We start from the raw sequence: 26546 nt of genomic DNA on the forward strand, positions 1-26546 counted from the left end.
GTGAGGCCGGGCTCGGTTGAAGAGTGAGTGGCAGGGACGGCGCCGTTATTCCTGATCCCAGGCACGGGCCGGCTCGAAACCGCGCTCACGCATGGCGTTCATATAGGTGCTGAGCAATTCCGCCGCGGGCAGACCGCGCGCTTCATTGCGTTCAACCCACTGATTCGCCAGATCCGGCATGCCGTCGATCCACTGCTGACGTTGGGCGTCGGACAATTCGAACACCTGCACCGGTGGGTTCTGACGGGCGCCAAGAATGAGCATTTCTTCAAGCGCATCTTCATAGCGCGCAGCGAGGTCGGTGCCGTGGGCTTTGGAATAAACCGAGCCGGCTTCCATCAAGGCATCCTGCACCACTTCCGGCAGGCTATCGAAACGGTCCTGGTTGAAACCCAGACCGCCGGAGAAGACCACGCCCATGTTCACCTTGGTGATGTAAGGCGCCACTTCGTAGACCCGCGCCGGCAGAATGCCGGTGGCCAGGCTGACCACGCCTTCAGACACGCCGGTCTGAATGTCGGTGTAGTAGCTGGCCAGAGTGCCATCGACCGGAGTGGCATCGACCGGGTTCAGCCAGACACCCAAAACGCCCGGCGCTGAAATGCGGCGACCGTTGAAATCATCGAGGCTGTCGACCGGGAAGTTGGTGTACAGATCGTAGGTATCGGACGCGGTAGCGCCGAGGAAGACCACGCCGTTGTCGGTCCATTCGCTGGCGAGCGCCGGTTCGGAACGCACCAGGTCGTTCATCACGTCGAGCATCAATACCGGATCACCGGTAGTGAACGGCGTATAGGCGCTGATCTGACTGAGCGGCATGCGCGACCCTTCCAGATAGCTGAACACCCAACCCATGTCGGCGATGCCATCGCGGACCGAGGTCAGCGTTGCATTAGCGCCATAAAGCTGGCCGGCATAGGCCTCGGTCCACTGAATTTTATAGCGACCATCGGCGGCTAGAATGCGGTTCACTTCGGGAATAAAAACGCCCGGAATCATACCGACCCAGGGAATGGTGGTCGGGTGACTGGAGCCGACCGTCAGGCGAATGGTTTCTTCGGCCTGGCTGGCCAGCGGCAGCGCCGCCAGGGCGCTGGCCGTCAAGCCGAGGGTGATGCCGGCGAGCCGGCGCTGAATGGAAATATGGTTCGGTTTCATAGCAATCTCTCTTTCGGTTTTGTTGTTGTACAGAGTGATTTGAGGCGTCCGATCCTCAGTCGATGGGCGATTGCGGCAAACGCGATTCGCCTTCCGACAAGTCGAAAATTAATTCCAGGGTGCTGTATTCACCGCTGACGTCGTCGGCTGGTGCCTGGCCGTCGTTATGAATCGGGAAGGGCACGGCGAGGTCGGCGCAGGTAACACCGAACACACAGTCGGATTCGATAAAGCGGTCATCGGCCGGGAAAATCTGCGTCACCAAGGTGCTGTGATCCGGCGCGGAAACGGTGAAGTGCAGATGCGCCGCGCGGAACGGATGACGGTTCTGGGCGGCGAGCATGTCACCGACGATGCCGTGAGTGGGAATCGGATAACTCGCCGGGCGGATGGTGCGGAAATGGAAACGGCCATCGGCGTCGGTGCGGAATTTACCGCGCAGATTCAGGTAAGGCTGATCTGGATCCTGGTTTTCGTACAGACCTTCAGGCGAGGCATGCCAGACTTCCACCAGCGCATTGGCCAGCGGCTTGCCGTTGACGCTTTGCACCTGGCCGGAGACGAACAGCGGAATATCGCTCGGCTTGGGTTCGGCGCGATTGATGTTGGTACCCAGTGGATACTCCGGATCCTTACGGCTGTAGAACGGGCCGAGCAAGGCCGGCGACATCTGTTCCGGCTGACGGTTCTGGTTGAGGATCATCACCAGGGTGGAAAAACCGAGCGCGTCGGACATCACCATGGTTTCGTTGTGGCGATCCTTGGTTAAATGACCTAAACGGGTAACGGCGTTGATCGCCATCATAAATTCTTCGTCGGAGAGTTTTACTTCGCGACCGAAGGCGTGCAGATGACGCACCAGGGCTTCAAGAATTTCACGCAGGCGCGGGTTTTCGGTGCGGCCCATGGCGCGCAAAACGATGTCGGTAATATCGTCCGGCGTGGAAGGAATGCCATGACAGAAGATGTCTTCTTTAGCGGGTAAATCGAACATAATAGGGCTCCGTTTTTTGTTGTGTTCTGGATGCCGTTGCTGCAGCGGTTGGTGCTTATTTTTTTTGAGTTCAGTTTTCTTATTCAGCTCTTTTTATTCAGCTCTTCTTATTCAGTTCCGCCAGAATTTCCTGGCGGTGTTGATCGAGCAAAGGCGGCGCGCTCATCTGCAAGGGGCGCTCGCCGTCGTAGCTGATCGGTGAGCGTACCGAGCGGAAGGTTCCACCGGCGGGATGCTCCGTCTGAATCTCCAGTTGCAGGTGTTTGGCCTGGGGGTCGTTGAGCGCTTCGTCGGCTGAGTACATGGGCGCGTGCGGCACGTCTTCGGCGAGCAGGCGCGCGCACCATTCATCGCGCGGTTGTTGCCGGAAAATACCCTGCAACACCTCGATCATCGCTTCCTGGTTGGCGATGCGACCTTCGCGACTGCTGAAGCGTTCGTCGTCGAGCAGTTCCGGGAAACCGATGGCGCGCGCCAGTCCCTGCCAGAATTTTTCCGGCGACGACATATGCAAAGCCACCCAGCGACCGTCGCTGCATTCCATCACATAGGATTGAGACACCTGTGGCCGGCTGTAGGGCCCCATGATTTCGCCTTCGGAAAAATAATGGGTGAAGGCGTCGAGGTTGAAATGGCACATGGCTTCGAGCATTGATACTTCGACCCGACGACCCACTCCTGTGCGGCTGCGTTCGAACAGCGCTCCAAGAATGCCATAGGCGGCGTAGAAACCGGACAACGAATCGGCCATGGCCGGACCCACCACACGTGGGTTTTCCGGGTTGATCAGCAGTTTTAAGAAACCGCTGGCGGCCTGGGCGACGGTGTCGTAGCTGGGTCGTTGCGCGGCAGGACCATCCTGACCAAAGCCGCTGATGGCGCAATAAATCAGCCTGGGGTTCAGCTCGCGCAGGCGCGTTTCGCCGGCACCGAGGCGGTCGGCGGCGCCGGGGCGGAAATTCTGGATATAGACATCGGCGCTGCGGATCAGGTCGTCAAAGATGGCGCGGTCGCCGTCGTCTTTGGTATCCAGCGCAATGGAGCGTTTGTTGCGGTTGTAGGTCTGGTAATGCGGACTGTACAGACCGCCTTTAAAGGCCCGAAACGGATCGCCGCTGCCGGGTCGTTCCACCTTGATAACGTTGGCACCCAGATCGGCCAGCAACATGCTGGCGGCCGGTCCGGTGATAAAGGTGCCTTGCTCGATGACGGTAATACCGTCCAGTACCTTGCTCATGGCGGCTATGCCCTCGGTTCAGCGCTGGAAATCGGCCGGCACAGTGCCGGTGTATTGGTAATGTTCGGTCGCCTGGTATGACAGCGCGAAACCGGCTGGCTGGTCGGCTTCTTCATTGAGATGCGCAATCAGGCTGGCGGTGCGCGCCAGAATCGGCACTCCGCGCAGCGCGCGAACCGGGAAGTCGACGCCCAACAGCACCGCCGGAATGGCGGCGGAGACGTTCAGTTTGAGGTCCTTACCGATGACCTCGGGAATGGCCGCTTCGACCGCCTCGGCGATGTCGATAAAGCGGGTATCGGCGCCGGCCTCGCGTGCTACCCGAAACAGGGCATCAACGCGCGGATCGCGAGCTTTGTGCTGCGGATGGCCATAACCGGGAACCGGTTGTCGCTCGGCGCGCAAAGCCTGCACTACATCCAGGGCGGCCTGGGCCAGGTCGGCACCGTCTTGCTGGCGTTGTTCGATGTCTTTAAACAGTCGGCCGGCGTTTTCTGACGCCCCCAGAATGACTGGGCCGCAACCGAGAATGCCGGCGGCAACAGCGCCTTGCAGCGCGTCCGGCGCCGCCGCAAAGGTCATACGACTGGCCTGTACCGAGGGCACCAGGCCGTGTTCGGCAATGGCGACCAGGGTCGCGTCGAGCACCGCGCGGGCGGCACTGGTCGGTTGTTTGCCGGTCAGCAGCAGATGGAAGTAGTCGGAGAAACTGGTGTGGCCGATGAGGTCGTCACAGAGGTCTTTGCCGCGTACGACAATTTGCTCGGCGTTGGAGATACAGATGGCGCTGCGCGGAACGGTTTCGCGTCCGATTTTCATGGTCCGATTCCTGAGTTGTTTTTATTTTCAACCTACCCTAAGCGCGCTTTTTGATTTATAAAAATGATAAATATCGCTAAAAACGATCGATGACATCGATAGTTGGTCATCAATAGTTGCTGGGGTTGGAATCACTATGGAATTGCGACATCTGCGTTACTGCCTGGCGTTGGCCGAGGTACAGAACTTCACCCGGGCGGCGCAGCGGGTGCACGTCACTCAGTCGACACTGTCGCATCAGATTCGGCAGCTGGAGGAAGAACTGGGCGTGCAGCTGTTTCACCGCCATGGCAAGCGCGTCACCATCACTGAATCCGGTCGTGCCTTTGTCGACCAGATCCTGCCCATCGTCGGTCAGGTCGACGGCATCGTCGCCGCGCTGAAAAACGTGCCGGATGAACTGACCGGCGAGCTGCGTATCGCCGCAACCCACAGCTTTAATGTGCAGCTGATTCCGCAATGTCTGGCGGCCTTTATGCAGCGCTTTCCGCGGGTCAAGGTGGTGGTGGAGGAACTGTCGGGTGAGTCGATCGCCGTGGGGCTGGAAAATGGCAGTCTGGATTTAGGCGTGTCGTACCGGCCGGCGGTGCCGCGTGGGCTTTGGTTTGAGCCCTTGTTCAATGAGGAATTGCGCTTAATCGTAGCGTCCGATCATGCGCTGGCAAAACGCAAAAGACTGAGGATGGTGGAACTCAATGGTCTGCCACTGGCGTTGCTGACGCCGAATTTTTCCACCCGTCAGTTGCTCGATGAGTGCTTTATGGCCGCCGGTGCCAAGCCTCAGGTGGTGGCGGAAATGAACGCCATTTCGCCGATGGTGGAGCTGGTGCGCCGTACCGGTCTGGCGAGCATCGTCTCAGCCAACGCCCTGGCGGGAGAGCCGGGCCTGGTGGCGGTCGCGCTGGAGAACCCGACGCCGGTGCGCACGCCGGGGCTGCTCTGGAACAAGGCGACGATGAACCGCCCGGCGACGCGTCAGATGGCGGCGATCATCCGTCAGCAGGCAGAGAACGATGCCAGTTAATCAGTGTTTATAGTGGGCCAGCCACTCATCGGCGGGCGTCGGCCGATTGAAATAATAACCCTGAAGATTGGCTTCCGGATAATGCGCCAGCAGGTCCAACTGGTCTTCGTTTTCCACCCCTTCGATGACAGTACGCAGGCCCAGTTTTTTGGCCAGCATATAAATCAGGTCGACGATGACGGCGCCGGCTGAACCGGGCGTAATGTCGGCACTGAAAGAGCGGTCGATTTTCAGCTCTGAAATCGGCAGGGTTTGCAGATAACTCAGACTGGAATAACCGGTGCCGAAGTCGTCGATGGACACTTCCACGCCCAGACCGTTGAGCCGCAATATTTTATTAATGACTTCGTCTTTATCCTGAATCATCACGCTTTCGGTCATCTCGATAACCAGATGCTGGCCCGGAACACCGGCTGCATCGATGGCGCTGGCAATGAACTTAACGAAATCCTCACGGGCAAAATGATCGGAGGTTACATTGACCGCCAGACGGAACGGATCGTCCGGTAACAAAGGCAGTGCTTTTAGAATCGCCAGTGCCTGTTGGATCATCCAACGGTCGATGTCAGGCATCAGCCCCAGCTGTGCGGCCAGTGGCAAAAACTGATCCGGTGGTACCAGGCCGCGCTGCGGATGTTGCCAACGCACCAGCGCCTCGGCACCGACAATCTGGCCCTGATGATCGTGCTGGGTTTGCAGATAGATGCGCAGTTCGTTGTTGTCGACCGCGGTTTTCAGTGCCTGGCCGAGCTTGAAGTTTTCCATCACCGCATCGCCCATCGGCGTTTCAAAAAACACCACCTGGGCGTGCTCCACATCCTTGGCGCGATGGTGTGCGGTTTTGGCGTTGCGCAAGGCGTCGAAAGCCGATTCTTTATCGCTGTGTGGCAACAGCGTTACGCCGATGGTGGTGCTGATATCGATGCTGTGCTCATCATTGATCCGCAGCGGCTCGCCGGTATGCCAGAGAATGTTTTCCACCAGTTGCGATACTGCCTGACTCAGGCGTTCGGGGTCGTCATCCAGGCGCGTGGCCGGTAGCAAAAAGGCGAATTCATCGCTGTCCATGCGCGCCAGAAAATCAAAATGTGAAGCCAGGTCCTGCAGTTTATTGGCGAACTGCACCAGCACTTCATCACCCACCGGTATGCCCAGTGAATCGTTGATTTGTTTGAACTGATTGATGTCGAGAAACAGGATGGCGGACATGCGATCGTTGCGTCGGCACGACTTCAAGGTGGCGTCCAGACGATCGAGAAAAAAAGCCCGGTTGGGCAGCTTGGTCAGGGGGTCGTACCAGGTCAGAAAATCGATGGTGAATTCGGTCTCCTTTACTGAGGTGATGTCGCTGAATACCGAGACATAATATTTAACCTTGTTACCCGGACCGCGAATACTGCTGATGGTGCGCAGCTCCGGATAACTGGAACCGTCTTTGCGCCGGTTCATCAACTCACCGCGCCAATGACCTTCCTGCTTTAACGATGTCCAGATGTGATGATCGAATTCCATGCGCTTAAAATGTTGGCGTAGATATTCCGGCCCTTTACGCAGCACTTCATCCTCTTTCAGACCGGTGATGCGCGTGTAGGCTGGATTGATGGCTTCGATGGTGCCGAGTGAATCGGTAATGACCACCGCTTCCATGGCCTGGGTGAACACCGATTGCAGCAACAGATCGGCGACATGAGCGTCGGGATCGGGGACCAGATTGCTGTGGCCGAGCGCGACGTTGCCGATGCGTTCTTCCAGTTGCGAAGCACGCTCCATTAAGCGGCCCATCATGCCGTGAACCGACAGATGCGAGCGGATGCGCGACAGCACGATGGAGCGATTGAAAGGTTTGTGAATGTAATCGATGGCGCCGAGTTGGAAGCCGGCTTCTTCGGAGGCGGCATCGGTTTTTGCGGTTATGAAAATCACTGGAATATCGCGCCAGTCGACGCTGTTTTTCAGTACCTGACAGAGGGCGTAACCGTCCATGCCCGGCATAACGATATCGAGCAAAATCAGGTTCGGTCGCGTTTCATTTTCCAGATAACGCAGCGCCTGGTCCGCACTGGTGACCACGGCGACGCGATAATCAAATTTCAGCGTATCGGCCAGTACCTTGAGGTTATCGGGTTCGTCATCCACTAATAAAATAAGCGGTTGCAAACTGGCGCTGATATCGGTCATGAGGCATCTCCTTGGCTGACGACTTTATCTCTGCCGGTGGCCTTGGCCTGGTACAACATTTGGTCAGCGCGTTGAATCAGGTCGTGGCTGATTTGCGACTCTTCCGGCACGGTGGTGGCCAAGCCCCAACTGGCAGTCAGGTTGATGTCGTGGTCATTAAAGCGGATCGGTTTTTGCCGCAACAGCGATTGCGCCTTGCGCGCCAGTTCTAAGGCTGAATCCTGTGGCGTATTGGGTAACAAGACGACAAATTCCTCGCCACCGTAACGACACACCAGATCGGATGGTCGCTTGGCGGTGGTGGTTAACACCCGCGACATTTCGATCAGACAGTGGTCGCCGCCCTCATGGCCGTACTGGTCGTTAATGACTTTGAAATGGTCCAGGTCGCTGTACAGCAAAGACAGCGGTGCCCTCTGGCGGTAATGCAATGACCAATAGCGTTCGTAGACCGAATCGAAGGTGCGTCGGTTGGCTAGCCCAGTCAGCGGATCAAGGCTGGCCAGGTTGATCAGCAGTTGGGTTTTCTGCTGCAGTTCCAGATGCACTTTCAATCGCGCTTCCAGTACCGGCAATGAAATCGGTTTGCGTAAAAAGTCGCTGGCGCCGGCATGCAGGCAGCGCACTTCGGTATCGGCATCCCGGGTTGCGGTTAATACCACCAGTGGGATATCGGTGGCGTGCAATTGATGTCGCAACAGACGGATCAGTTCCATGCCGTGCATATCGGGCAGATTCAGATCAAGCAGAATCAGGTTGGGTTGCTCATGCGCCAGCTGCAGTGCCTGTTCACCATTGGTGGCGATCAGGGTCTCACCGCACTCTTTAAGTGTGGGCAGGATGGTATGAATGATCAGCGGATCATCTTCAATGATCAGGATACGGGTATCCGGGCTTGAGGGGTTAAACATCGTTCCGGTCCTTGATGTAGCTAAGGGTGGTACGGGCATTGGCGTAGTCAAAGCGATCGATCTGTTCGAGCAGCTGCTGATAGTGACCGGCCAGCTTGTCGTTAGCCGCAAGGCTGCGCAATTGCATGATCAACTCCGTCGGTATTACCCGCGAACGCGACAGGATGACATCCACTTCGTTGAGCAAGGCGGGTTTGTCTTCAGGTTTGATGGCGGCCTGGGGCAGGTCGTTGAGCGTTAAGGTCTGCAACGCCGTTAACGCCTGATTCAGCGGCTGCTGAATGCTCTCCAGTGATACTGGCCATTGGGTTTTCAGGTCTTGCTCCAGAGCCTTGGCAGCGTCGCTGAGTCGGCTCAGTCCCAGGCTGCCGGCCGTGCCTTTTAAGGTATGCAGCAGACGTTTCAAGGTGGCAGCATCATCGGCCTGAACCGCCTGTTCGAGTTGCTCGCTGAAGTCGTGATAATTGCGTGCAAAGCCGATCAATAAATGTCGAACGGTGGCTTCCTGGTTCTGAAAACGGCGCATCACCTCGGTGGTACTTTCACCCATTTGCGTAAACAAGGAATCCAGCGGCACGTCGGCGGTGGTTTCGTTGCGGCTGTTGGCTGAATGATGATTGGCGGTTGTGGTGTCCAGCGGTACCGGCAGCCAGCGATAGAGGGTGTCGACCAGCTGCGCCAGATCAATGGGTTTGGCCACGTGATCGTCCATGCCAGCGCCTTTGGCCTGAGCGATGTCGTCTTCCATGACCGCCGCGCTGAGCGCGATGATTGGCAAGTTTGGTCCGAGCAGTTCACGGATGCGGCGCGTGGTTTCAAAGCCATCCATGGTCGGCATGTGCAGGTCCATCAGGATGGCGTCGTACTCATTTTCCCGCACCAGTTCCAAAGCCGCTTCGCCGCTGTCGCAGACTTCCAGTGGTATGCCCAGATTGGCCAGCAGGGTGCGCGCTATTTCCTGATTCAGGGCGTTGTCTTCGACCATTAAAATGCGCTTGCTGACCAGTTGTCTTGCCTGCTCGTGCATCCGCTTCTGTTCGTCGTCGCTGTTATTGTTTACAGCGTTGTTGTTGTCGTTGTCCAGTCGTGCCAGAACGTCATAGAGCGCCGATGAGGTGAAGGGTTTTTTCAACAGCGGCACATCGCTGATGTCGCGGGCCTTGATCTCATTGAGCAGATCGTAGGGGTCTTTATTGGTCATCAGCACGGTCATGGGGAATGGCTGGTCGTTGCTGCGCACGGCGTTGATCAGATCAAGGCCCGAGTCATCGTTCAATTGCCAGTCCACCAGGATGGCGTCGTATTGGATGTCGGGGTTGTTGATGGCTGCCAGGCCTGCTTCGAGGGAGTCGGCGGTATCGGTCGTGATAGACCAGCTGTCGAGATAGGCTTTGCTCATGTTACGCGCTGCACTGCTGCTGTCGACGATCAGAATCCGTTTCAGCCGGGGTGGGTTGGCGATATTTTCTTCGACAATTTCATGGTCCAGTTCGAAATAAAATTCACTGCCTTTGTTTTCGGTACTGTTGACGCCGATGCTGCCGTCCATCAATTGCACCAGCGTGCGGCAGATACTCAGACCCAAACCGGAGCCGCCGAATTCGCGGGTGGTGTCGTTATCGGCTTGATTGAAATAGTCAAAAATACTTTGCTGTTTGTCCGCAGGAATACCGATGCCGGTGTCTTTAACGGAATAGATCAGATGCGCACTCATCTCATTTTTGCTGGCCAGGGTGACCGACAGCACCACTTCGCCCTGGCGAGTGAATTTCAGCGCATTGCCCACCAGGTTGTTCAATACCTGATTGAGCCGGTGCGGGTCGCCTTTGAGTCGGCGCGGAATGCGTGGGTCGACCCAGACCAGCAGTTCGACGTTCTTTTTATAGAAAGCCGAATCGAACAGTTTGACGGTGCTGTTAAACAGCCGTTCGACATCGAAAGATTCCAGGTTGATGGACAGTTTTCCGGCTTCGAGTTTTGATAGGTCGAGGATGTCGTTCAATACATGCAATAAGGATTTGGCCGAGGCTCGGGCGTTATCGATGTAGTCATGTTGCTGAGCGTTCAGCTCGGTTTCACGAATGATGTCCAACAGGCCAATGATGGCGTTCATCGGGGTGCGAATTTCATGGCTCATATTGGCCAGGAAATGACTCTTGGCCGCAGCGGTGGTTTCTGCCTGGCGGGTACGTTCAGCCAACGCCTGGTTCAGTGCTTCCACGTCTTTGCGCGCCTGGATGATTTCGGTCAGATCGGTGCTGATGGAGATCACACCGCTGATCAGTGTTTGGTTCGGCGCCAGCGGATCGGGCTGCTTGTGTGGGACATAGGTGGTGTGTAGATGTTGCGTGATGTTGTTGTTTATGACACTGCGCTCAAAGGTGACTTTTTCACCGGCCAGAGCGCGCAGCAGTAGGGAATGATAGAGCTGGTGGTCCTCATTAAGCATCACTTCGCTGAAGGTTTTTCCGATCAGTTCGGAAGCGGACGTGTTAAACCAGTGCTCAAAGGTTTCGTTGACGTACTCGCATTTCTCCTCGCGATTCCAGTAGATAACCAAGGCCGGTAAGACATTGTTAAGGGTCTGCTGAAAGGTCAGGCTGGAGTTGAGTTCGTTGGTGATGTCCTGATTTTCCCGGCGCAATAAGGTGGCGCGTTTTTGCGTGCTGTAGAGCACGGTGCTGAAGATCAACAAGGCGACCAGCAAGGTGGCATAGAGCAACAACGACTGACGAATATTGCCGCTGGTCGCGTTCACCAGGGTAGCGCGCGGGATGTTGGCCAATATCCAGATATCAGTGCTGACTGCTACGGACTCGTTGCCTTGCCCGACGCGAATTTTGGTCCAACGCCAGCGACCATTGGTGGTGTTTAGGACATTGTTACTGAGGCTGTTGTTGGTCAGCGCGGTCCACAGTTCAGGGTTGGTCTGGCTGATTTGGGTATCGTTGCCAAGCAGTAAACCCCAGGCCCAGGCAGTTTGATCGTGCAGCAACCATTGGCCTCTGGCATCGGCGAGGAACAGGCGGGTGTCACCTTGCAGCCGGCGGATGGTGTCGAGCAGTTGATCCAGATCGAGGTTGAAAATCAGGTAGCCCAGGTCGACATCGTTGACCCGTGGCAGACGCAGACCATAGCGAATGGTTGGCTTCAGCGGCACTTCAACCCGGCCATCTTCAACGTTCAGGTCGGCGTCGGTAATGCCCACTTCAAAGCCCTGCAGCTGCATAATCATATCGTGATAGGGGCGGTTGGCTTTGTTCTGCAATTCCTCTTGTGAACGGTTATAAATGCCGCCGTTTTCGTGATCGACATCGATGCGCAGCGCTTCCTGACCACTGGGTAATATCCAGCGCAATTGCATATAGTCGCGATTGCGTAACGCCACTCCGCTCAGACTGGCTGCCAGGGCGCGGCTGCGATCAGTGGGGTTGTTGCTGGACATGGCTTGCAGCACGAAGGGGTTGGCGATGGTGCCGGTCAAATGCTGAATAGGCTGATTCAGGGCAGTTTTCAGTAAGGTCTGAGCTTCAGCCAGCGTCCGTATCTGATCCTGATCAAAGTCTTCCAGTTGCTGCGCCTGGCGCTGCTGCTGAAGCACGTAACCGAGGATAATAAACAGCAGGGTGACGGGCAGAAGTACCAACAGCATCAGCCGTTTTGAATCTCGATCGATTGCTGGCTGAATCGGTTTGTTCATTAACCACAACCTCCATCATTATTATCGGACGGCAAACCGCCATACCCTGTCCCGGGGTCTGTTTCAGCCTAGTCAAACATTGGCCGATTGGTATTTTTTTTGTGCGCATACCCGGCGCTATAAACAGTGTCCCGGCCGGTGAACGCCCTGTTCCCAAGAAGCCCCGCCTGAACTGATCCAGATCAGTTTTAGTCATATCGGCTGCTCTAGTCTGTGGCTCAAGCAACGATGACGGAGCTTTACCATGACCATTCCTCATTCACCGCCAGGCACCCAGATCTTTGACGGTCCTATGGCCACCCAGGGCTATGCCTTGAACAAGCTGTGTTACTCCTTTAATGAAGCGGCCGGACGCGAAGCCTTTCTGGCTGATGAAAGCGGCTATTGCGATCGCTTTGGGCTCGACGCCGAACAAAAAGCCGCCCTGCTCGGCCGTGATGTACTCAAGCTGCAGGCGCTGGGCGGATCGATTTATTACCTCGCCAAATTCGCCGGCGTACTGGGTTTGGGCGTGCAGGATGTCGGTGGTTTGCAGACCGGCATGAGCACCGATGAATTCAAGGCCATGCTGGTCGATGGTGGTAACCGCCGCTTTGGAGAATACGACTATGAGTAAGATCATCGGTGGTATTAGCACCAGCCATATTCCCGCCATTGGCGTGGCGATGGATCAGGGCCTGCAAAACGAGCCGTACTGGAAAGACTTCTTCGCCGCCTATCCGCCGGTGCGGCAGTGGTTGTATGAGCAGCAGCCAGACATTGCGATCGTGTTCTACAACGATCACGGTCTGGAGTTTTTCCTCGACCGCAAACCGACCTTTGCCATCGGCACAGCGGCCCACTATGTCAACGCCGATGAAGGCTGGGGCATCAAACCGATTCCGCCGATTACCGGTGAAACCGACTTGTCGTGGCACATCGTCAACAGCTTGATCGAAGCGGATTTCGATCCGACCGTGTGCCAGGAAATGCGCGTCGACCATGGTTTAACGGTGCCGTTGACCTTGATGTACCCGGACCGGGATTACCAGCATCTGCAGGTAATACCGGTGGCCATCAACTGCGAACGTCACCCTATGCCCAAACCGTCCCGCAGCTTTGCCTTGGGACAGGCCATTGGCCGGGCGGTGGAATCCTGGTCGGGCAACAAGAAGGTGGTGATGTTCGGAACCGGCGGGTTGTCGCATCAGCTCGATGGCGAACGGGCCGGCTACATTAACCACGAATTTGATCATTACTGCATGGATCAGTTGGTGCCAAACCCCCAGGCGCTGACGCGCTATTCCAATGGTGATCTGGTGAAAATTGCCGGCTCCCAAGGTGTGGAACTGGCCATGTGGCTAGCCATGCGCGGTGCACTCACCGGCAAGCTGACCGAACTGCATCGCTCCTACCACGCGCCGATTTCCAATACCGGTGCCGGGGTGATGTTGATTCAAAACGACTGAACGAAAAAAACCCCGCCGGAGCGGGGTTACTGCGCTGAAATCCGCCGGGTTAAAAGAGGTAAAACACACCGGCGGGTGGCGTTAAATCGAATCGGCTCAGGCCGCTTGCTTCTTGGCGATCTCAGCGACGTGCTTGCCTTGGAAACGAGCAATGTCCAGCTCGTTTTCGCTCGGCTGACGGCTGCCGTCGCCACCGGCCAGAGTGCCGGCACCGTATGGGCTACCACCGGTGATGTCGTCCATATAGGTCAGGCCAGGGCAGCTGTAAGGGACGCCGACGATGACCATGCCTTGGTGCAGCAAGGTGGTGTGGAAAGAGGTAACGGTGGTTTCGTGACCGCCGTGCTGAGTACCGGTAGAAGTGAACACAGAGCCCACTTTGCCCACCAGTTTGCCCTGTGCCCACAGACCGCCGGTCTGGTCGAGGAAGGTGCGCATCTGGCCAGTCATGTTACCGAAGCGAGTCGGGCTGCCGAAGATGATGGCGTCGTAATCGGCCAGTTCGTCAACGCTGGCAACCGGATGTTCGGAGTCGGTTTTGGCGCCGATCGCAGCCAGAGCATCAGCGCTCATGGTTTCCGGTACGCGCTTGATGGTGACTTCAACGTCGCCGGCTTCTTTAGCGCCTTCAGCAACGGCTTTGGCCATGGTTTCCAGATGGCCATACATGGAGTAGTAGAGCACCAGTACTTTAGTCATGTCAGATTCCTCAGTGGAAAATGTGAACGAAAAGTTCGAATACGGGGCGCAGTATGCGCTTTCGCTGTGCTGATCAAAGCGAAGGAAACTGAAGCCCGGGTTCAAAGATTTTCACTAAGGGAGCCCCGGGGGAATTATTCAGAGGCTCCCAAGGTCTGAGCAGGCTTAACCGCCGCGTGTGAGCACCTTCTGGACATACCAGCAACTGGCGTGGATGTTATAGCCTTCGCCGCGCGCCCAGGCTAAGCCGGCATCGACCAGCTCACGGGCCAGGCCGCGACCGCGCCAGTTATCGGGCACATAGGTGGAGGTGAAGTCGATGTCCTGGCCGTTGAGCTGGTAGCGCAGATGACCCTGACCATCGTCCAGGCTGAGGATAAACTGGTGTTCGTCGGGGCGGTGTTCGACGGCGTTCATACAGACTCCGAGTGGCAACAAGAGAGCTGCCATTCTTGCTGCTCAAGCCACCTGACGTCTAGAGCACGCGACCTTGCAGATTGGATTCGAGGCGCTCGATGCTGCGTTTGCTGCTGCTCGATTGCGGGTAAATTTCCAGCACGGCTTCGAAGGCGCGGATGGCGGCCTTGGGTTGTTCCAGTTGCGCGAAGATGGCACCGAGGCCGGACAGTGCGCCGAAGTGACGCGGTTCCAGCGCCAGTGTCTGGTCAATGTCGGCGATCGATTGCTGATAGTTGCCGAGCAGATAATGGACGGTGGCGCGTTTATTCCAGGCTTCGGCGAATTCCGGTTCGGTCTCGATCAGCTCATTGAAATTACTCAGCGCGGTTTCCAACTGGCCGGCCTGCATCGCGGCCGTGCCACGACGCATCAGCCGACCGGCCGCGTCGTTGGGTGCTTCGCTCCAGGCGCGCCAGATTTGTTGTTCGATCATGGCTGAGGTCACCGCATCGGGCGCACGCTGCAGCCGGGCGAACAGTGGATCGAGCCGGACATTGAATTGATCGGCCGCGCTGATACCGGTGAACAACACCAGCAGCAGCGACAGACTCCAGCGATGAACGGACATTGGCCTGCTCCGTTAGCGTCATCTTGGAAGACTTAGTCTAGACCATGACTGGCGGCTTCACTGCCGACGTTATGGTTAGAAGTTGGCCGGTGTGGTGGCCGAGATAATCTGGCAGGGTTCGTCGAACGGGTTGCGGAAACGGTGCGGCCGGGTGGAATCGAAGTAGTAGCTGTCGCCTTTGTGCAGCTGGTAGATGTCGTTGCCGACGGTCAGTTCAAAAGCGCCGCGCACTACCAGACCGGCTTCTTCACCGTCGTGTACGTAAAGGTCGGCGCCGGTGTCTGCGCCGGGTTCGTAGGTTTCGATCATAAAAGCCAGCGCCCGTTTGCCGAAGGCGCGTCCAACCAGCTTGAGCTGCACATCGTTGACGGACAGGTCGAGCAGATCGTCCGGCGAATAGACAACCGGCTGGGTTGACTCGTTCTCGTTTTCTTCGGCGAAGAATTCGACCAGCGACATGGGAATGCCCTGCAATACTTTTTTCAGCGAACTGACGCTGGGGCTGACGCTGTTTTTTTCGATCATGGAAATGGTGCTGTTGGTGACGCCGGCGCGTTTGGCCAGCTCCCGTTGCGACAGTCCGTGTTGTTCACGAATGGATTTGAGTCGTTCGCCTACATCCAAGAGTGCATCCCTCCAGGGGGTTTCATTATTTTTTACAGCCTATCAAACGCCACTGACCCTCACCATGCAAGCTCCATCACTACGGCCGCTGTGGCTTGCAATGCCACTGACGCTATGTCAAAAATACCAAACGATCGCCCATTATAATTAACACTGGAACTGAAGACCACGATGTTAAACCCCCGCACCCACGGCCCGGATCACCCGGCCTCTTACTACGCCGATACCGCACGCTACGACCAACGTTACCCGCAACTGACCGAGTCGATCCGCGCTGATGTCTGCGTGGTCGGCGGCGGTTTCAGTGGCGTTAATACCGCGCTGGAGCTGGCGGAACGGGGCTACAGCGTGGTGTTGCTGGAGGCGCGGCGCATTGGCTGGGGCGCGTCCGGTCGCAATGGTGGCCAGCTGGTGCGCGGCATCGGTCATGGTCTGGCGCCGTTCCGCAAGGTGCTGGGTGAGGCGGGTATGGCTGAGGTGGAAGCCATGGGCAGCGAGGCGCTTGATATCGTTGGCCAGCGTGTCGCTCAATACGGCATCGATTGTGATTTGCGCTGGGGCTATGCCGACGTCGCCAACCGACCGCGTCACTGGCGTGATCTACAAGCCGACGTTGAGGCGCTGAACAAGACACCGCTGGGCGCTCAGTTTGAACTGATTCCACCGGATCGATTGGGCGAAGTCGTCGGCTCCGAGCGCTATCTGGGCGGCCTGGTTGATCAGGGTAGCGGTCATCTGCATCCGCTGAATCTGGTGACCGGTGAAGCCAGGGCAGCAGCGAGTCTGGGTGTGCGGATTTTTGAACGCAGCGCCGTGACCGAGGTGATTGAAGGCGAACCGATGCGGATTAAAACCGAACTGGGCGAGGTGACGGCTGAACGATTGGTTTTGTGCGGCAATGCCTATGTTGCTGGTCTGAACAAAACTCTGGCCGGCAAAGTGCTGCCCGCAGGCAGCTATATGATGGCGACCGAACCCCTCGACGACGCCACCGCCAAACGCGTGCTGCCAGGCAACCACGCCGTTTGCGATATGAATGTAGCGCTCGATTATTACCGTTTGTCCGCCGACAACCGCCTGCTGTTTGGTGGTCTGTGCAACTATTCCGGGCGCGACCCGTCTTCCATCGAGGCGGTGTTAAAACCGCATCTGGACAAGGTATTTCCTTACTTAAAAGAAGTACGCATCGACTACCAATGGGGCGGCATGATCGGCATCGGCGCCAACCGTTTTCCGCAGGTTGGCCGACTGCAACCCAACATCTACTACGCCCAGGCTTATTCCGGTCATGGTGTGAATGTCACTCACCTGGCCGCGCGAGTGATCGCCGAAAGCATTCACGCCGAAAGCGGACGCTTGGATTTGCTGGAGAAGGTAAAGCACATCACCTTCCCCGGCGGGCCGAAATTCCGGTCGCCGTTGCTGGCGTTGGGGATGTTGTATTACCGGATGAAGGATTGGATTTGATTGTACGGGAGATGCTGGACGGGAGACGGGAGATGCTAACTAGGTGTAATCAGCGTCAAGCGTCTCCCGTTAAGCGTCTCCCGTTTAAATCTTTATCCAGGTCGCCTTAATCTCCGAGTACTTATCGAACGCATGCAGCGATTTATCGCGGCCGTTACCCGACTGTTTATAGCCGCCAAACGGCGCGGTCATGTCGCCAGCGTCCCACTGGTTGACCCAGATCGAACCAGCGCGCAGGCCTTTGGCAAAGCGATGGGCGCGGCTGAGGTTGGCGGTCCAGAGGGCGGCGGCCAGACCATAAACGCTGTCGTTGGCAATGCGCAGCGCTTCGGCTTCGTCTTCAAATCGAATCACCGACAGCACTGGCCCGAAGATTTCTTCCTGGGCGATGCGCATCTGGGCGGTGACGTCTTCAAACACCGTTGGTTCGACAAAGAAACCACCATCGACGGCGTTCAGGCGTTCGCCACCGGCAGTCAGGCGGGCGCCGCCTTCATGGCCGGCGGCGATGTAGCTTTGCACGCGTTGCAACTGGGCTTCATCGACAATGGCACCGACCTTGGTGGCCGGGTCGAGCGGGTTGCCGGGTTTCCAGGTGGCGATGGCGGCGCGCACCTTTTCCATAAAGTCGTCGGCGATGCTGGCTTCGACCAGCAAGCGTGAACCGGCGGTGCAGACTTCGCCCTGGTTAAAGCAGATGCCTTCGGCGGCGGCCGCAGCGGCGGCGTCCAGATCGGGTGCATCGGCGAAGACGACGTTCGGTGATTTGCCACCGGCTTCACTCCAGATGCGTTTTAAGTTGGATTCACCGGAATAAATCATCAGCTGCTTGGCGACGCCGGTGGAGCCGGTAAACACCAGCGTGTCGACGTCCATATGCAACGCCAGCGCTTTGCCGACGGTATGGCCAAAACCGGGCAGCACATTAAAGACGCCCTTGGGAATGCCGGCTTCGGTGGCAAGCGCGGCCAGTCGAATAGCGCTCAATGGCGATTTTTCCGACGGTTTCAGAATCACCGAATTACCCATCGCCAGTGCCGGACCGATCTTCCAGCTGGCCATAATCATCGGGAAATTCCACGGCACGATGGCAGCGACCACGCCAACCGGCTCACGCGTCACCAAACCGAGTTCATCGTGCGCCGTGGGCGCAATTTCGTCGTACAGCTTGTCGATGGCTTCGGCCGACCATTGAATGGAACGCACCGTGGCCGGGATATCGACGCCGGTGGAATCGCCAATCGGTTTGCCCATATCGAGGGTGTCGAGCAGCGCCAGTTCGTCGCCGTGTTCTTTGATCAGGGCGGCAAAGCGCAGCAGCACCGACTTACGCTTGGCCGGCGGCAGTTGTGACCACTCACCAGCATCGAAGGCGCGGCGCGCAGCGGCGACCGCGCGGTCGGCATCGGCGGCGTTGCAGGCAGCCACATTGGCCAGCAGGCGATTATCAATCGGGCTGCGCGATTCGAAGGTTTCACCCGAGAGCGCGTCGCTGTATTCGCCATCGATATAGGCGCGGCCTTCGGCTTTCAGGGCGGAGGCCTGTTGGGTCCAGTAATCAAAAGTTTGGGTGGTCATGGCGGCCTCGAGCGGGAAATTTTAATGCTGCCACCTTACTCCAGTGGGCGGTGAACATTCAATATATTGAACGCTTGTTGAAACCCGCTTTTGTGGCGGTTCGGGGCAGACAGAATGCAACTATCGAGGAGGTTGGCGGTGGTTGGCGACCGTGAATCTTTGACATACACTGGCGCTGCATGTTCAAAATAACAAACGTCGCGATGCCGATTTCGAGCAAGGGCGATGTTGCTACCCATTGCCATAGCGAGGCCGCCATGTCTGTTAAAACCGATGCCTTCTGGATGCCCTTCACCGCCAACCGCCAATACAAGGCCGAACCGCGCATGCTGGTCGCGGCCGAAGGCATGCACTACACCACCGAAGACGGCCGTACCCTGCTCGATGGCACCGCCGGTTTGTGGTGCGTGAACGCCGGTCACGGACGCGACGCTATCTCCAAGGCAGTGCACCAACAGATCAGCACACTCGATTACGGCCCGACCTTTCAGATGGGTCACCCGGCGCCGTTCGAGCTGGCCGAGCGTCTGGTGCAGTACACACCTGACGGCCTGAACAAGGTGTTCTTCACCAACTCCGGTTCCGAATCGGTCGATACCGCCTTGAAGATTGCGCTGGCTTATCACCGCGCCAAAGGCGATGGCCAGCGCTCGCGTTTGATTGGTCGCGAAAAGGGTTATCACGGCGTGGGCTTTGGTGGCATTTCGGTCGGTGGTCTGGTCAATAACAAGCGCGCCTTTGGTCCGGGTTTGCCGAATGTGGCGCATCTGCGTCATACCCTGTTAGCGGAAAATGCGTTCAGCCGGGGTTTGCCTGAAGCCGGTGCCGATTTGGCGGAAGACCTGCAACGTATGATCGATCTCTACGGCGCCGACACCATAGCAGCCGTTATCGTCGAACCGGTGGCCGGTTCGGCCGGTGTGGTGTTGCCGCCGGTCGGTTATTTGAAACGCTTGCGCGAGCTGACCCAACAGCACGGCATTCTGCTGATTTTCGATGAAGTCATTACCGGTTTTGGTCGAGTTGGCGAAGCCTTTGCGGCGACGCGTTTTGGCGTGACTCCGGATTTAATGACCACCGCCAAAGGCCTGACCAACGGCTCGGTGCCAATGGGCGCGGTGTTCGCCGCCGACTTTATTCACGATGCCTTTATGAACGGCCCGGATGCAACCATCGAGCTGTTCCATGGCTACACCTATTCGGGGCATCCGGTGGCGGCGGCGGCTGGTTTGGCGACGCTCGATATTTATGAAGCCGAAGGATTGTTCCAGCGCGCGCTGGAACTGGAAGTGCGCTTCCAGGATGCGTTGCACAGCCTGAATGAACTGGATGTGGTGAAGGACATTCGCAACATCGGTCTGGTCGGCGGCATTGAATTGCATCCGCGTGATGGCGCCGTCGGCGCACGTGGCTACGATGTGTTCCATCACTGTTACTGGCAGGGCAATGTGCTGACCCGCTGCACCGCCGATACGCTGGCGCTGTCGCCACCGCTGATCATCAGCGAAGACCAGATCGACCAAATCATCAGCGCCATTCGCACCGCCATCCAGAGCGTTGGCTGACACCGAATCGAGGATTTTGATATGCAGCAGATCAATCATTTTATTGGCGGCCAACATACCGGCGCCTCCGAACGCCAAGGCCCGGTATTTAATCCGGCCCTGGGTGAGCAGACGGCGCAGGTTTCGCTGGCGTCCAAAGCCGAAGTGCAGCAGGCCGTAGAGGCTGCGCGTAAGGCCTTGCCGGACTGGATGGAAACCTCGCCATTGAATCGGGCGCGTATTCTATTCCGCTTCAAAATGCTGCTCGATGAACGGCTCGATGAGCTGGCGCGGGTGATCAGCGCCGAGCACGGCAAGGTGTTTGAGGATGCACGCGGTGAAGTGATTCGTGGCATGGAAGTGGTTGAGTTTGCCTGTGGCATTCCGCATCTGTTGAAAGGCGAAATCACCGAGCAGGTCGGTCGCGGTGTCGATGCCTGGTCGGTTAATCAACCACTCGGCGTGGTTGCCGGTATTTCGCCCTTTAACTTCCCGGCCATGGTGCCGATGTGGATGTGGCCGGTGGCGATTGCCTGCGGCAATACCTTCGTCATGAAACCCTCGGAAAAAGATCCGAGTGCGGCCTTGTTGGTCGCCGACTGGCTCAAAGAAGCCGGCTTGCCCGATGGCGTGTTCAACGTGGTCAATGGCGATAAAGAAGCCGTCGATGAGCTGTTGATTAACCCGCACGTTAAGGCGGTCAGCTTTGTTGGTTCCACGCCCATTGCTGAATACATCTACCGCACCGCCAGCGAACACGGCAAACGCGTGCAGGCCTTGGGCGGCGCGAAAAACCACTTAGTGGTGATGCCCGATGCCGATCTCGATGGCGCGGTGAATGCGTTGATGGGCGCGGCTTACGGTTCGGCCGGTGAGCGTTGCATGGCGATTTCGGTTGCTGTTGCCGTGGGCGATATCGCCGACGAACTGGTGGAAAAACTGGCCGCCAAAACGCGTCAATTAAAGATCGGCAACGGCGCTGAAAAAGGCCTCGATATGGGGCCGTTGGTCAGCGCGGCGCATCTGCAGAAAGTGACCGGTTATGTCGATACCGGCGTGGCCGAAGGTGCGCAGTTGGTCGTCGATGGTCGTGGTTTAAACGTCGCCGGTTGCGAGAACGGCTACTTTATCGGTGGCTGTCTGTTCGATCAGGTTACACCGGACATGACCATCTACCGCGAAGAAATTTTTGGTCCGGTACTGTGCGTAGTGCGCGTGCCCGATTACGTCAGCGCGGTGAAACTGATTAACGCTCATGAGTTCGGTAATGGCACCTCCATCTACACTCGCAGCGGCGGTGTGGCGCGTCAGTTTGTGCGCGACATTCAGGTCGGCATGGTTGGCGTCAATGTGCCCATTCCGGTACCGATGGCCTTCCATGCGTTCGGTGGCTGGAAGCGTTCGCTGTTCGGCAGCAACCACGTTCACGGTATGGAAGGCGTGCGCTTCTACACCAAACGCAAGGCTGTTACTGCCCGCTGGCCGGAAGGCGATTTAGGCGCCGAATTTGTCATGCCGACGCTGGAGTAACTGAACTCAGTTATTCCACTGGCTGGATGGAATACGTTGCAGATGGATATGGCTGGTCAGCCGCAGGGTTGGCCGGATTAAAAACTGAAAACTGCCGATGATAAAAAACCAGACTGCCAGTGTTTCCTGGCTGGGAAACAGAAACAAAATACTGCCGACAAAAAACCAGATGGCGATAAAGAAGTCATTGATGATGCTCAGCACTTCGTAACGTCGCCGGATGATCAGTTCTTCATGACCCAGTTTCAGGGTGAGCGGATTGTCCAGGTTGGTGTCGGTCATCGTTGCCTCCGTCGCAGTTAAGGTTGGCAAGCATAGAGGCAGCGCAATTCACAACGCAAACGTGCTCTTGCAGGAGAGTTTTAAACATGGCTGAACGCACCGAACATACCGGCTCCTATTACGCCGCCACGGCCAATGCAGCGCCGCAACGACCGCCGCTGACGGAAGCTATTGAAGCCGACGTCTGTGTGATCGGCGCGGGCTTTACCGGTTTATCGACAGCGCTGCATTTAGCCGAAGCCGGCTTCAAGGTGGTGGTGCTGGAAGCAGCGCGCATTGGCTTTGGTGCCAGCGGCCGCAACGGCGGTCAGTTGGTCAACAGCTACAGCCGTGATCTGGATGTGATCGAACGTAATTACGGTCAGGACATGGCGAAGATGCTTGGCTCGATGGCGTTCGAAGGCGCCGACATTATTCGTCAGCGCATCGCTCAGTATCAGATCGATTGTGATTACAAGCCCGGTGGTTTGTTCGTTGCCTTCAACAAACGCCAGCTGCACGAACTGACCGAGCAGCAAGCACTGTGGGCGCGTTACGGCAACGATGAGATGAAACTGCTGGATCGTGATGCCTTGGGCGGCTACCTCAAATCCGATCGTTATCTCGGTGGCCTGCTCGATCAGCGCGGCGGTCATATTCATCCGCTGAACCTGGCGCTCGGTGAAGCGGCGGCGATTGAAAGTCACGGCGGACAAATATTTGAAGACTCAAAAGTGCTGCGTATCGATCGCGGTGAGAAGCCGGTAGTGCACACCGACCAGGGCCAGGTAACGGCCAACTATTTGATGGTTGCCGGCAATGCCTACCTGGGTAATCTGGTGCCGGAACTGGCGGCCAAATCGATGCCTTGCGGCACCCAGATTGTCACCACCGAAGTGCTGGGTGAGGAAAAAGCACGCGAACTGATTCCGCAATTGCAGTGCGTCGAAGACTGCAATTACAAGCTCGATTACTACCGCATTACCGGCGATTTCCGGCTGCTCTACGGCGGCGGTGTGACCTACGGCGGTGGCGACCCGCGCTCCATCGAAAACTTCCTGCGGCCGCATCTGGAAAGTACGTTCCCGCAACTCAAAGGTGTGAAATTCGACTACGCCTGGGGCGGTGATTTCCTGCTCACCATGAGTCGCCTGCCGCAGTTTGGTCGCATCGGCGACAACATTTATTACGCTCAGGGTTACAGCGGTCACGGTGTTACCACAACGCACCTGGCCGGCAAGTTAATCGCTGAAGCCTTGCGCGGCCAGGCGGAACGGTTCGATGCTTTCGCCGCGTTGAAACACTTCCCGTTTCCCGGCGGCCGGATGCTGCGCGCGCCCTACACGGCGGCGGGCGCGATCTATTATGGCTTGCGCGATAAGTTGGGGATTTAAGCCATGGCCCCGGCAATGCGCTCAGCGGCGAAAATCTCGATCCAGTAGCCGTCCGGGTCTTTGATAAAGGCCAGGTCGTTCATCTTGCCGTCTTCCGGGCGTTTGACGTATTCGACGCCCAGTTCATCAAAACGCGCACAGGCGGCGTCCAGGTCCGGTACCGCGAAACCGATATGGCCGAAGCCCTGAGGTTGGTCGTTGCCGTTGTGGTAGTGGAAGTCGGCGTCCTTTTCGGTGCCCCAGTTGTGGGTCAGTTCCAGCATCGCCGGGCGGCCGAAGGTTTGGGCGGTGCGGGTTTTGGCATCATTGGACCAGTCGCTCAGCTCTTCCGGTTTGATCGCCGCTAGAAAGTAGAGCGAGAAGTTCATCGCCTCGAAATCCAGTTTCTTTACCAGCGTCATGCCCATAACCCGGGTGTAGAAATCCAGGGTCACGGCCGGGTCTTTGATGCGCAGCATGGTCTGGTTAAAGACAAAGTTGTTAGTGGCCGGGTCGCGTTCTTCGTTCAGGCCGGGTGCGGTTTCGAAATGACGGCTCATGGTGGCTCCTTCTGTCAGCGAATTCTGTTTCGGCTAAGATGGTGTTGCAGTGCCGCTTTTAAACCGTCGCATCGGGTCATGCTAAACTGCCGCCAGTTAACCGAAGAGAACAACGATGACGATCTGGGTCGATGCCGATGCCTGTCCGGGCGTGGTCAAGGAAATTCTGTTTCGCGCTGCGGAACGTACTGCTACCGAGTTGGTGCTGGTGGCCAATCAGCCGATGCGTACGCCGCCGTCGAAGCATATTCGCAGTGTGCAGGTGGCTTCCGGCTTCGATGTGGCCGATAACGAAATTGTACAGCGGCTGCAGCCTGGAGATTTGGTGATTACCGCCGATATTCCCTTGGCGGCTGAGGTGATTGACGCTGGCGGCCTGGCGCTGAGCCCGCGTGGCGAGGCCTTCACCAAGGACAACATCAAAGGCCGGCTGAACATCCGGGATTTTCTCGATACGATGCGCTCCAGTGGTATTCAGACCGGCGGTCCGGCGGCGTTCAACCAAAGCGATCGTCAGGCCTTTGCCAATCAACTCGACCGCTGGCTGGCGCGCCAGCGTTAAGCGCACCACAGACGTTAAGGAAAAGACGATGAGTGTCAGCGATTTTATGACTCCCAACCCGGTGAAAGTGGGCACCGAACACACTCTGGCGAGCATTCGTGAGTTGTTCGAAGAACACCATTTTCACCATGTGCTGGTCACCGAACACGGCAAACTGGTGGGCATTATTTCCGACCGCGATGTGCTCAAGGCGCTGTCGCCGTTCGTCGGTAAATACGAAGAAGAACTGCGCGATACCCACACCATGATCAAGCGCGCTTATGAGTTGATGACGCGTGACCCGATCACCGTTTCACCGGAAGCGCCGATCATCGAGGCGGTGCGCCTGATGCACGACAAAGGCTTATCCTGCATTCCGGTGGTGAACAGCTCGAAACAGCCATTGGGCATTCTCACCTGGCGCGATCTGGTGCGCGCCATGCTCGAACACTCCTACCGCAAAAAATCGAAAGATTAAGCGTTGCCTAGTCGTTCGGAGTTGCGTCTTCTGGTGGTTGCGGACGCGGCCCTTGGCGACGTTCTTTCGGCGGCTCAATTTCCTCTTCCGAATCCGGGTGCAGCGGCAACACATTGGGGCCGGTGCGCACCATGGCCACAAAGTGACCTTCGTAGTCGGTCGGCTTCTCCACCACCTTCGATTGCCGTAGCTGCCAGGCCACGACAAACACCGCCAGCAGCGTGACCAGCGCAAAGAAACCCGGTAATGACTGGCCGCCGAGCCGCTGCAAACCGATGCCTGCCAACGCCGGGCCGATAAAGGAACCCAGGCCATAGAGCAGTAACAGACCGCTGGAGCCGGCCACCAGATGATCCTTATGGATATGGTCCACCAGGTGCGCCACACCGATCGGGTATACCGCCAGTGCCAGGCCGACAAAGAGCATCGCCAGGAAAACGATTAACCAGAGTTGCGATGGCAGCAGATAAGCGACGGTCACCAGCGCCAGACTGACCAGGGAGGTCGCTGCCAGGACGCCCAGAATGACCAGCCGCCGATCGATCAGATCGGACAGCCGACCGACCGGATACTGGATCGCCGCGCCCCCCAAAACCGCCAGAGAAATAAAGATCGCCACCTGGCTTTCGCTGTAACCTAGGCTGGCTGCAAACAGCGGCGACAAGCCCCAGAACGGACCCAGCGTCAGACCGGAAATCACCACAGCAGTGACCGCGACCGGTGCCGATTCAATCAGGCGCGGCAAATCCATTTTCGGCATATCGAGCGCCACGTGTGGCTGTTGCAAGCGCGTCCAGGACACCGGCATTACAGCGGCCGAAGCCAGCACAGCAGCGATGGCAAAGAGCGTAAAGGCATCGGCGCTGTCGAGATGCAGGAACTGCTGAGCAATGGCGGTGGCGATCATCTGCACCACCATGTAGAGCGAGAAAATGCGATTGCGGTATTCGTCCGGCGTCTGGCCGTTCAACCAGCTTTCGATAACAGTAAAGAGCACGAAGACGCCGAAGCCGGTGAGCAGACGAATGATCATCCAGGCAACGGGAGAGAGCAGCAGCACATAAAGCACAGTGCCGCACGACAGCAGTGATGCGCAGAAGGTGAAGCAACGGATATGACCCATCTGCCGAATCAACCGGCCGGCAAACCAGGTACCCAGCAAGGCGCCGAGGTAATAGCTTGATGACAGCAGGCCGAGAAACTGTTCAGAAAACCCTACGCTGACGCCGCGAATCACCAATAAGGTGCTGAGCAGACTGTTGCCCATCAGCAATAACGACAGACCAAAAAACAGGGCAGTAATGGACAGCAGAATGGAACGCATGAGGGTACTCAGTCCAGGATTGCAGCGAGGCTCGGCAGAGGCATAGCGGGGCCGACGTCAGGCCCCGTACT

General features: G+C 57.3%; 24 protein-coding genes. 9 read left to right on the plus strand and 15 right to left on the minus strand.

Translation table 11 applies throughout. From position 1 onward, the window contains the following. Positions 1 to 45: 45 nt before the first annotated feature. From ACXAE6_RS07965 to ACXAE6_RS07980, 4 genes are all read right to left on the minus strand, one after another. On the minus strand, positions 46 to 1158 hold the full coding sequence (locus ACXAE6_RS07965) for a C4-dicarboxylate TRAP transporter substrate-binding protein (protein WP_392804903.1): 1113 nt from the start codon (positions 1156 to 1158) through the stop codon (positions 46 to 48). Positions 1159 to 1213: 55 nt separating this feature from the next. Further along, positions 1214 to 2152 (minus strand): dioxygenase family protein, encoded by a 939-nt coding sequence (locus ACXAE6_RS07970; RefSeq protein ID WP_475146454.1) that lies wholly within the window; start codon positions 2150 to 2152, stop codon positions 1214 to 1216. A gap of 97 nt (positions 2153 to 2249) precedes the next feature. Continuing rightward, entirely contained in the window at positions 2250 to 3389 is a 1140-nt protein-coding gene (locus ACXAE6_RS07975) for a CaiB/BaiF CoA transferase family protein (protein WP_475146455.1), read from the minus strand. An 18-nt stretch (positions 3390 to 3407) separates the two neighbouring features. Further along, on the minus strand, positions 3408 to 4208 hold the full coding sequence (locus ACXAE6_RS07980; protein WP_475146456.1) for a citryl-CoA lyase: 801 nt from the start codon (positions 4206 to 4208) through the stop codon (positions 3408 to 3410). 136 nt (positions 4209 to 4344) lie between these two features. Here ACXAE6_RS07980 and ACXAE6_RS07985 point away from each other — a divergent pair, with 136 nt between their 5' ends. After that, positions 4345 to 5232: a LysR substrate-binding domain-containing protein gene (locus tag ACXAE6_RS07985; RefSeq protein ID WP_475146457.1), complete on the plus strand. Its 888-nt coding sequence runs from the start codon at positions 4345 to 4347 to the stop codon at positions 5230 to 5232. On the opposite strand, the gene ACXAE6_RS07990 is transcribed toward ACXAE6_RS07985, so the two are convergent. From ACXAE6_RS07990 to ACXAE6_RS08000, 3 genes are read right to left on the minus strand one after another with little or no spacing between them, the layout of a single operon-like run. Next, positions 5233 to 7410 (minus strand): GGDEF/EAL domain-containing response regulator, encoded by a 2178-nt coding sequence (locus ACXAE6_RS07990; RefSeq protein ID WP_475146458.1) that lies wholly within the window; start codon positions 7408 to 7410, stop codon positions 5233 to 5235. Continuing rightward, positions 7407 to 8321: a GGDEF domain-containing protein gene (locus tag ACXAE6_RS07995; protein ID WP_475146459.1), complete on the minus strand. Its 915-nt coding sequence runs from the start codon at positions 8319 to 8321 to the stop codon at positions 7407 to 7409. Before ACXAE6_RS07995 ends, ACXAE6_RS07990 begins: the two co-directional genes overlap by 4 nt. After that, positions 8314 to 12021, minus strand: coding sequence for a hybrid sensor histidine kinase/response regulator (locus ACXAE6_RS08000; protein WP_475146460.1), 3708 nt, complete (start codon positions 12019 to 12021; stop codon positions 8314 to 8316). Before ACXAE6_RS08000 ends, ACXAE6_RS07995 begins: the two co-directional genes overlap by 8 nt. A 244-nt stretch (positions 12022 to 12265) precedes the next feature. Here ACXAE6_RS08000 and ACXAE6_RS08005 point away from each other — a divergent pair, with 244 nt between their 5' ends. Continuing rightward, positions 12266 to 12637, plus strand: a complete 372-nt coding sequence (locus tag ACXAE6_RS08005; protein WP_475146461.1) for a protocatechuate 4,5-dioxygenase subunit alpha — start codon at positions 12266 to 12268, stop codon at positions 12635 to 12637. After that, the gene (locus tag ACXAE6_RS08010) at positions 12630 to 13469 is read left to right on the plus strand and encodes a class III extradiol dioxygenase family protein (RefSeq protein WP_475146462.1); all 840 of its coding nucleotides are present in this window, start codon (positions 12630 to 12632) and stop codon (positions 13467 to 13469) included. The genes ACXAE6_RS08005 and ACXAE6_RS08010 overlap by 8 nt, the downstream gene beginning before the upstream one ends. Positions 13470 to 13565: 96 nt before the next feature. Here the strand turns inward: ACXAE6_RS08010 and wrbA are convergent, their stop codons facing one another. The 4 genes from wrbA to ACXAE6_RS08030 form a co-directional block, all read right to left on the minus strand. Continuing rightward, on the minus strand, positions 13566 to 14168 hold the full coding sequence (wrbA, locus tag ACXAE6_RS08015) for an NAD(P)H:quinone oxidoreductase (RefSeq protein WP_475146463.1): 603 nt from the start codon (positions 14166 to 14168) through the stop codon (positions 13566 to 13568). Positions 14169 to 14333: 165 nt separating this feature from the next. Then, positions 14334 to 14585: a GNAT family N-acetyltransferase gene (locus ACXAE6_RS08020; protein ID WP_475146464.1), complete on the minus strand. Its 252-nt coding sequence runs from the start codon at positions 14583 to 14585 to the stop codon at positions 14334 to 14336. A 58-nt stretch (positions 14586 to 14643) separates the two neighbouring features. Beyond that, entirely contained in the window at positions 14644 to 15195 is a 552-nt protein-coding gene (locus ACXAE6_RS08025; RefSeq protein WP_475146465.1) for a tetratricopeptide repeat protein, read from the minus strand. A 75-nt stretch (positions 15196 to 15270) separates the two neighbouring features. Continuing rightward, on the minus strand, positions 15271 to 15819 hold the full coding sequence (locus ACXAE6_RS08030) for a cupin domain-containing protein (protein ID WP_475146466.1): 549 nt from the start codon (positions 15817 to 15819) through the stop codon (positions 15271 to 15273). A gap of 171 nt (positions 15820 to 15990) precedes the next feature. Between ACXAE6_RS08030 and ACXAE6_RS08035 the strand changes: the two genes are divergently transcribed. Further along, the gene (locus ACXAE6_RS08035) at positions 15991 to 17286 is read left to right on the plus strand and encodes an NAD(P)/FAD-dependent oxidoreductase (RefSeq protein ID WP_475146467.1); all 1296 of its coding nucleotides are present in this window, start codon (positions 15991 to 15993) and stop codon (positions 17284 to 17286) included. Positions 17287 to 17370: 84 nt separating this feature from the next. Here ACXAE6_RS08035 and ACXAE6_RS08040 read toward each other — a convergent pair whose 3' ends face one another. Continuing rightward, the gene (locus tag ACXAE6_RS08040; RefSeq protein ID WP_475146468.1) at positions 17371 to 18864 is read right to left on the minus strand and encodes an aldehyde dehydrogenase; all 1494 of its coding nucleotides are present in this window, start codon (positions 18862 to 18864) and stop codon (positions 17371 to 17373) included. A 257-nt stretch (positions 18865 to 19121) separates the two neighbouring features. Here ACXAE6_RS08040 and aptA point away from each other — a divergent pair, with 257 nt between their 5' ends. Next, positions 19122 to 20429, plus strand: coding sequence for an omega-aminotransferase AptA (gene aptA, locus ACXAE6_RS08045; RefSeq protein ID WP_475146469.1), 1308 nt, complete (start codon positions 19122 to 19124; stop codon positions 20427 to 20429). Between the two features lie 21 nt (positions 20430 to 20450). After that, a complete protein-coding gene (locus ACXAE6_RS08050) occupies positions 20451 to 21938 on the plus strand; it encodes a CoA-acylating methylmalonate-semialdehyde dehydrogenase (RefSeq protein WP_475146470.1) in 1488 nt (495 codons plus the stop codon). Positions 21939 to 21944: 6 nt separating this feature from the next. Here the strand turns inward: ACXAE6_RS08050 and ACXAE6_RS08055 are convergent, their stop codons facing one another. Further along, positions 21945 to 22220, minus strand: a complete 276-nt coding sequence (locus tag ACXAE6_RS08055) for a YrhK family protein (RefSeq protein ID WP_475146471.1) — start codon at positions 22218 to 22220, stop codon at positions 21945 to 21947. A gap of 86 nt (positions 22221 to 22306) precedes the next feature. Here ACXAE6_RS08055 and ACXAE6_RS08060 point away from each other — a divergent pair, with 86 nt between their 5' ends. Then, positions 22307 to 23593, plus strand: coding sequence for an NAD(P)/FAD-dependent oxidoreductase (locus tag ACXAE6_RS08060; protein ID WP_475146472.1), 1287 nt, complete (start codon positions 22307 to 22309; stop codon positions 23591 to 23593). Here ACXAE6_RS08060 and gloA read toward each other — a convergent pair. Continuing rightward, positions 23590 to 24132 carry a lactoylglutathione lyase gene (gloA, locus tag ACXAE6_RS08065; RefSeq protein ID WP_475146473.1) on the minus strand — a complete coding sequence of 181 codons (543 nt, stop codon included), beginning with the start codon at positions 24130 to 24132 and terminating at the stop codon, positions 23590 to 23592. The two genes, ACXAE6_RS08060 and gloA, sit on opposite strands and share 4 nt — an antisense overlap. Before the next feature lie 115 nt (positions 24133 to 24247). On the opposite strand from gloA, the gene ACXAE6_RS08070 reads away from it, so the two are divergent. Together ACXAE6_RS08070 and ACXAE6_RS08075 are read left to right on the plus strand one after the other, a co-directional pair. Next, positions 24248 to 24694, plus strand: a complete 447-nt coding sequence (locus tag ACXAE6_RS08070; protein WP_475146474.1) for a YaiI/YqxD family protein — start codon at positions 24248 to 24250, stop codon at positions 24692 to 24694. A 28-nt stretch (positions 24695 to 24722) separates the two neighbouring features. Further along, entirely contained in the window at positions 24723 to 25151 is a 429-nt protein-coding gene (locus ACXAE6_RS08075; protein WP_475146475.1) for a CBS domain-containing protein, read from the plus strand. A 7-nt stretch (positions 25152 to 25158) separates the two neighbouring features. Here ACXAE6_RS08075 and ACXAE6_RS08080 read toward each other — a convergent pair whose 3' ends face one another. After that, positions 25159 to 26475, minus strand: coding sequence for an MFS transporter (locus ACXAE6_RS08080; RefSeq protein ID WP_475146476.1), 1317 nt, complete (start codon positions 26473 to 26475; stop codon positions 25159 to 25161). Between the last annotated feature and the right edge of the window lie 71 nt (positions 26476 to 26546).

It is taken from the genome of Saccharospirillum sp. ABV4_185 (genome assembly GCF_056159245.1).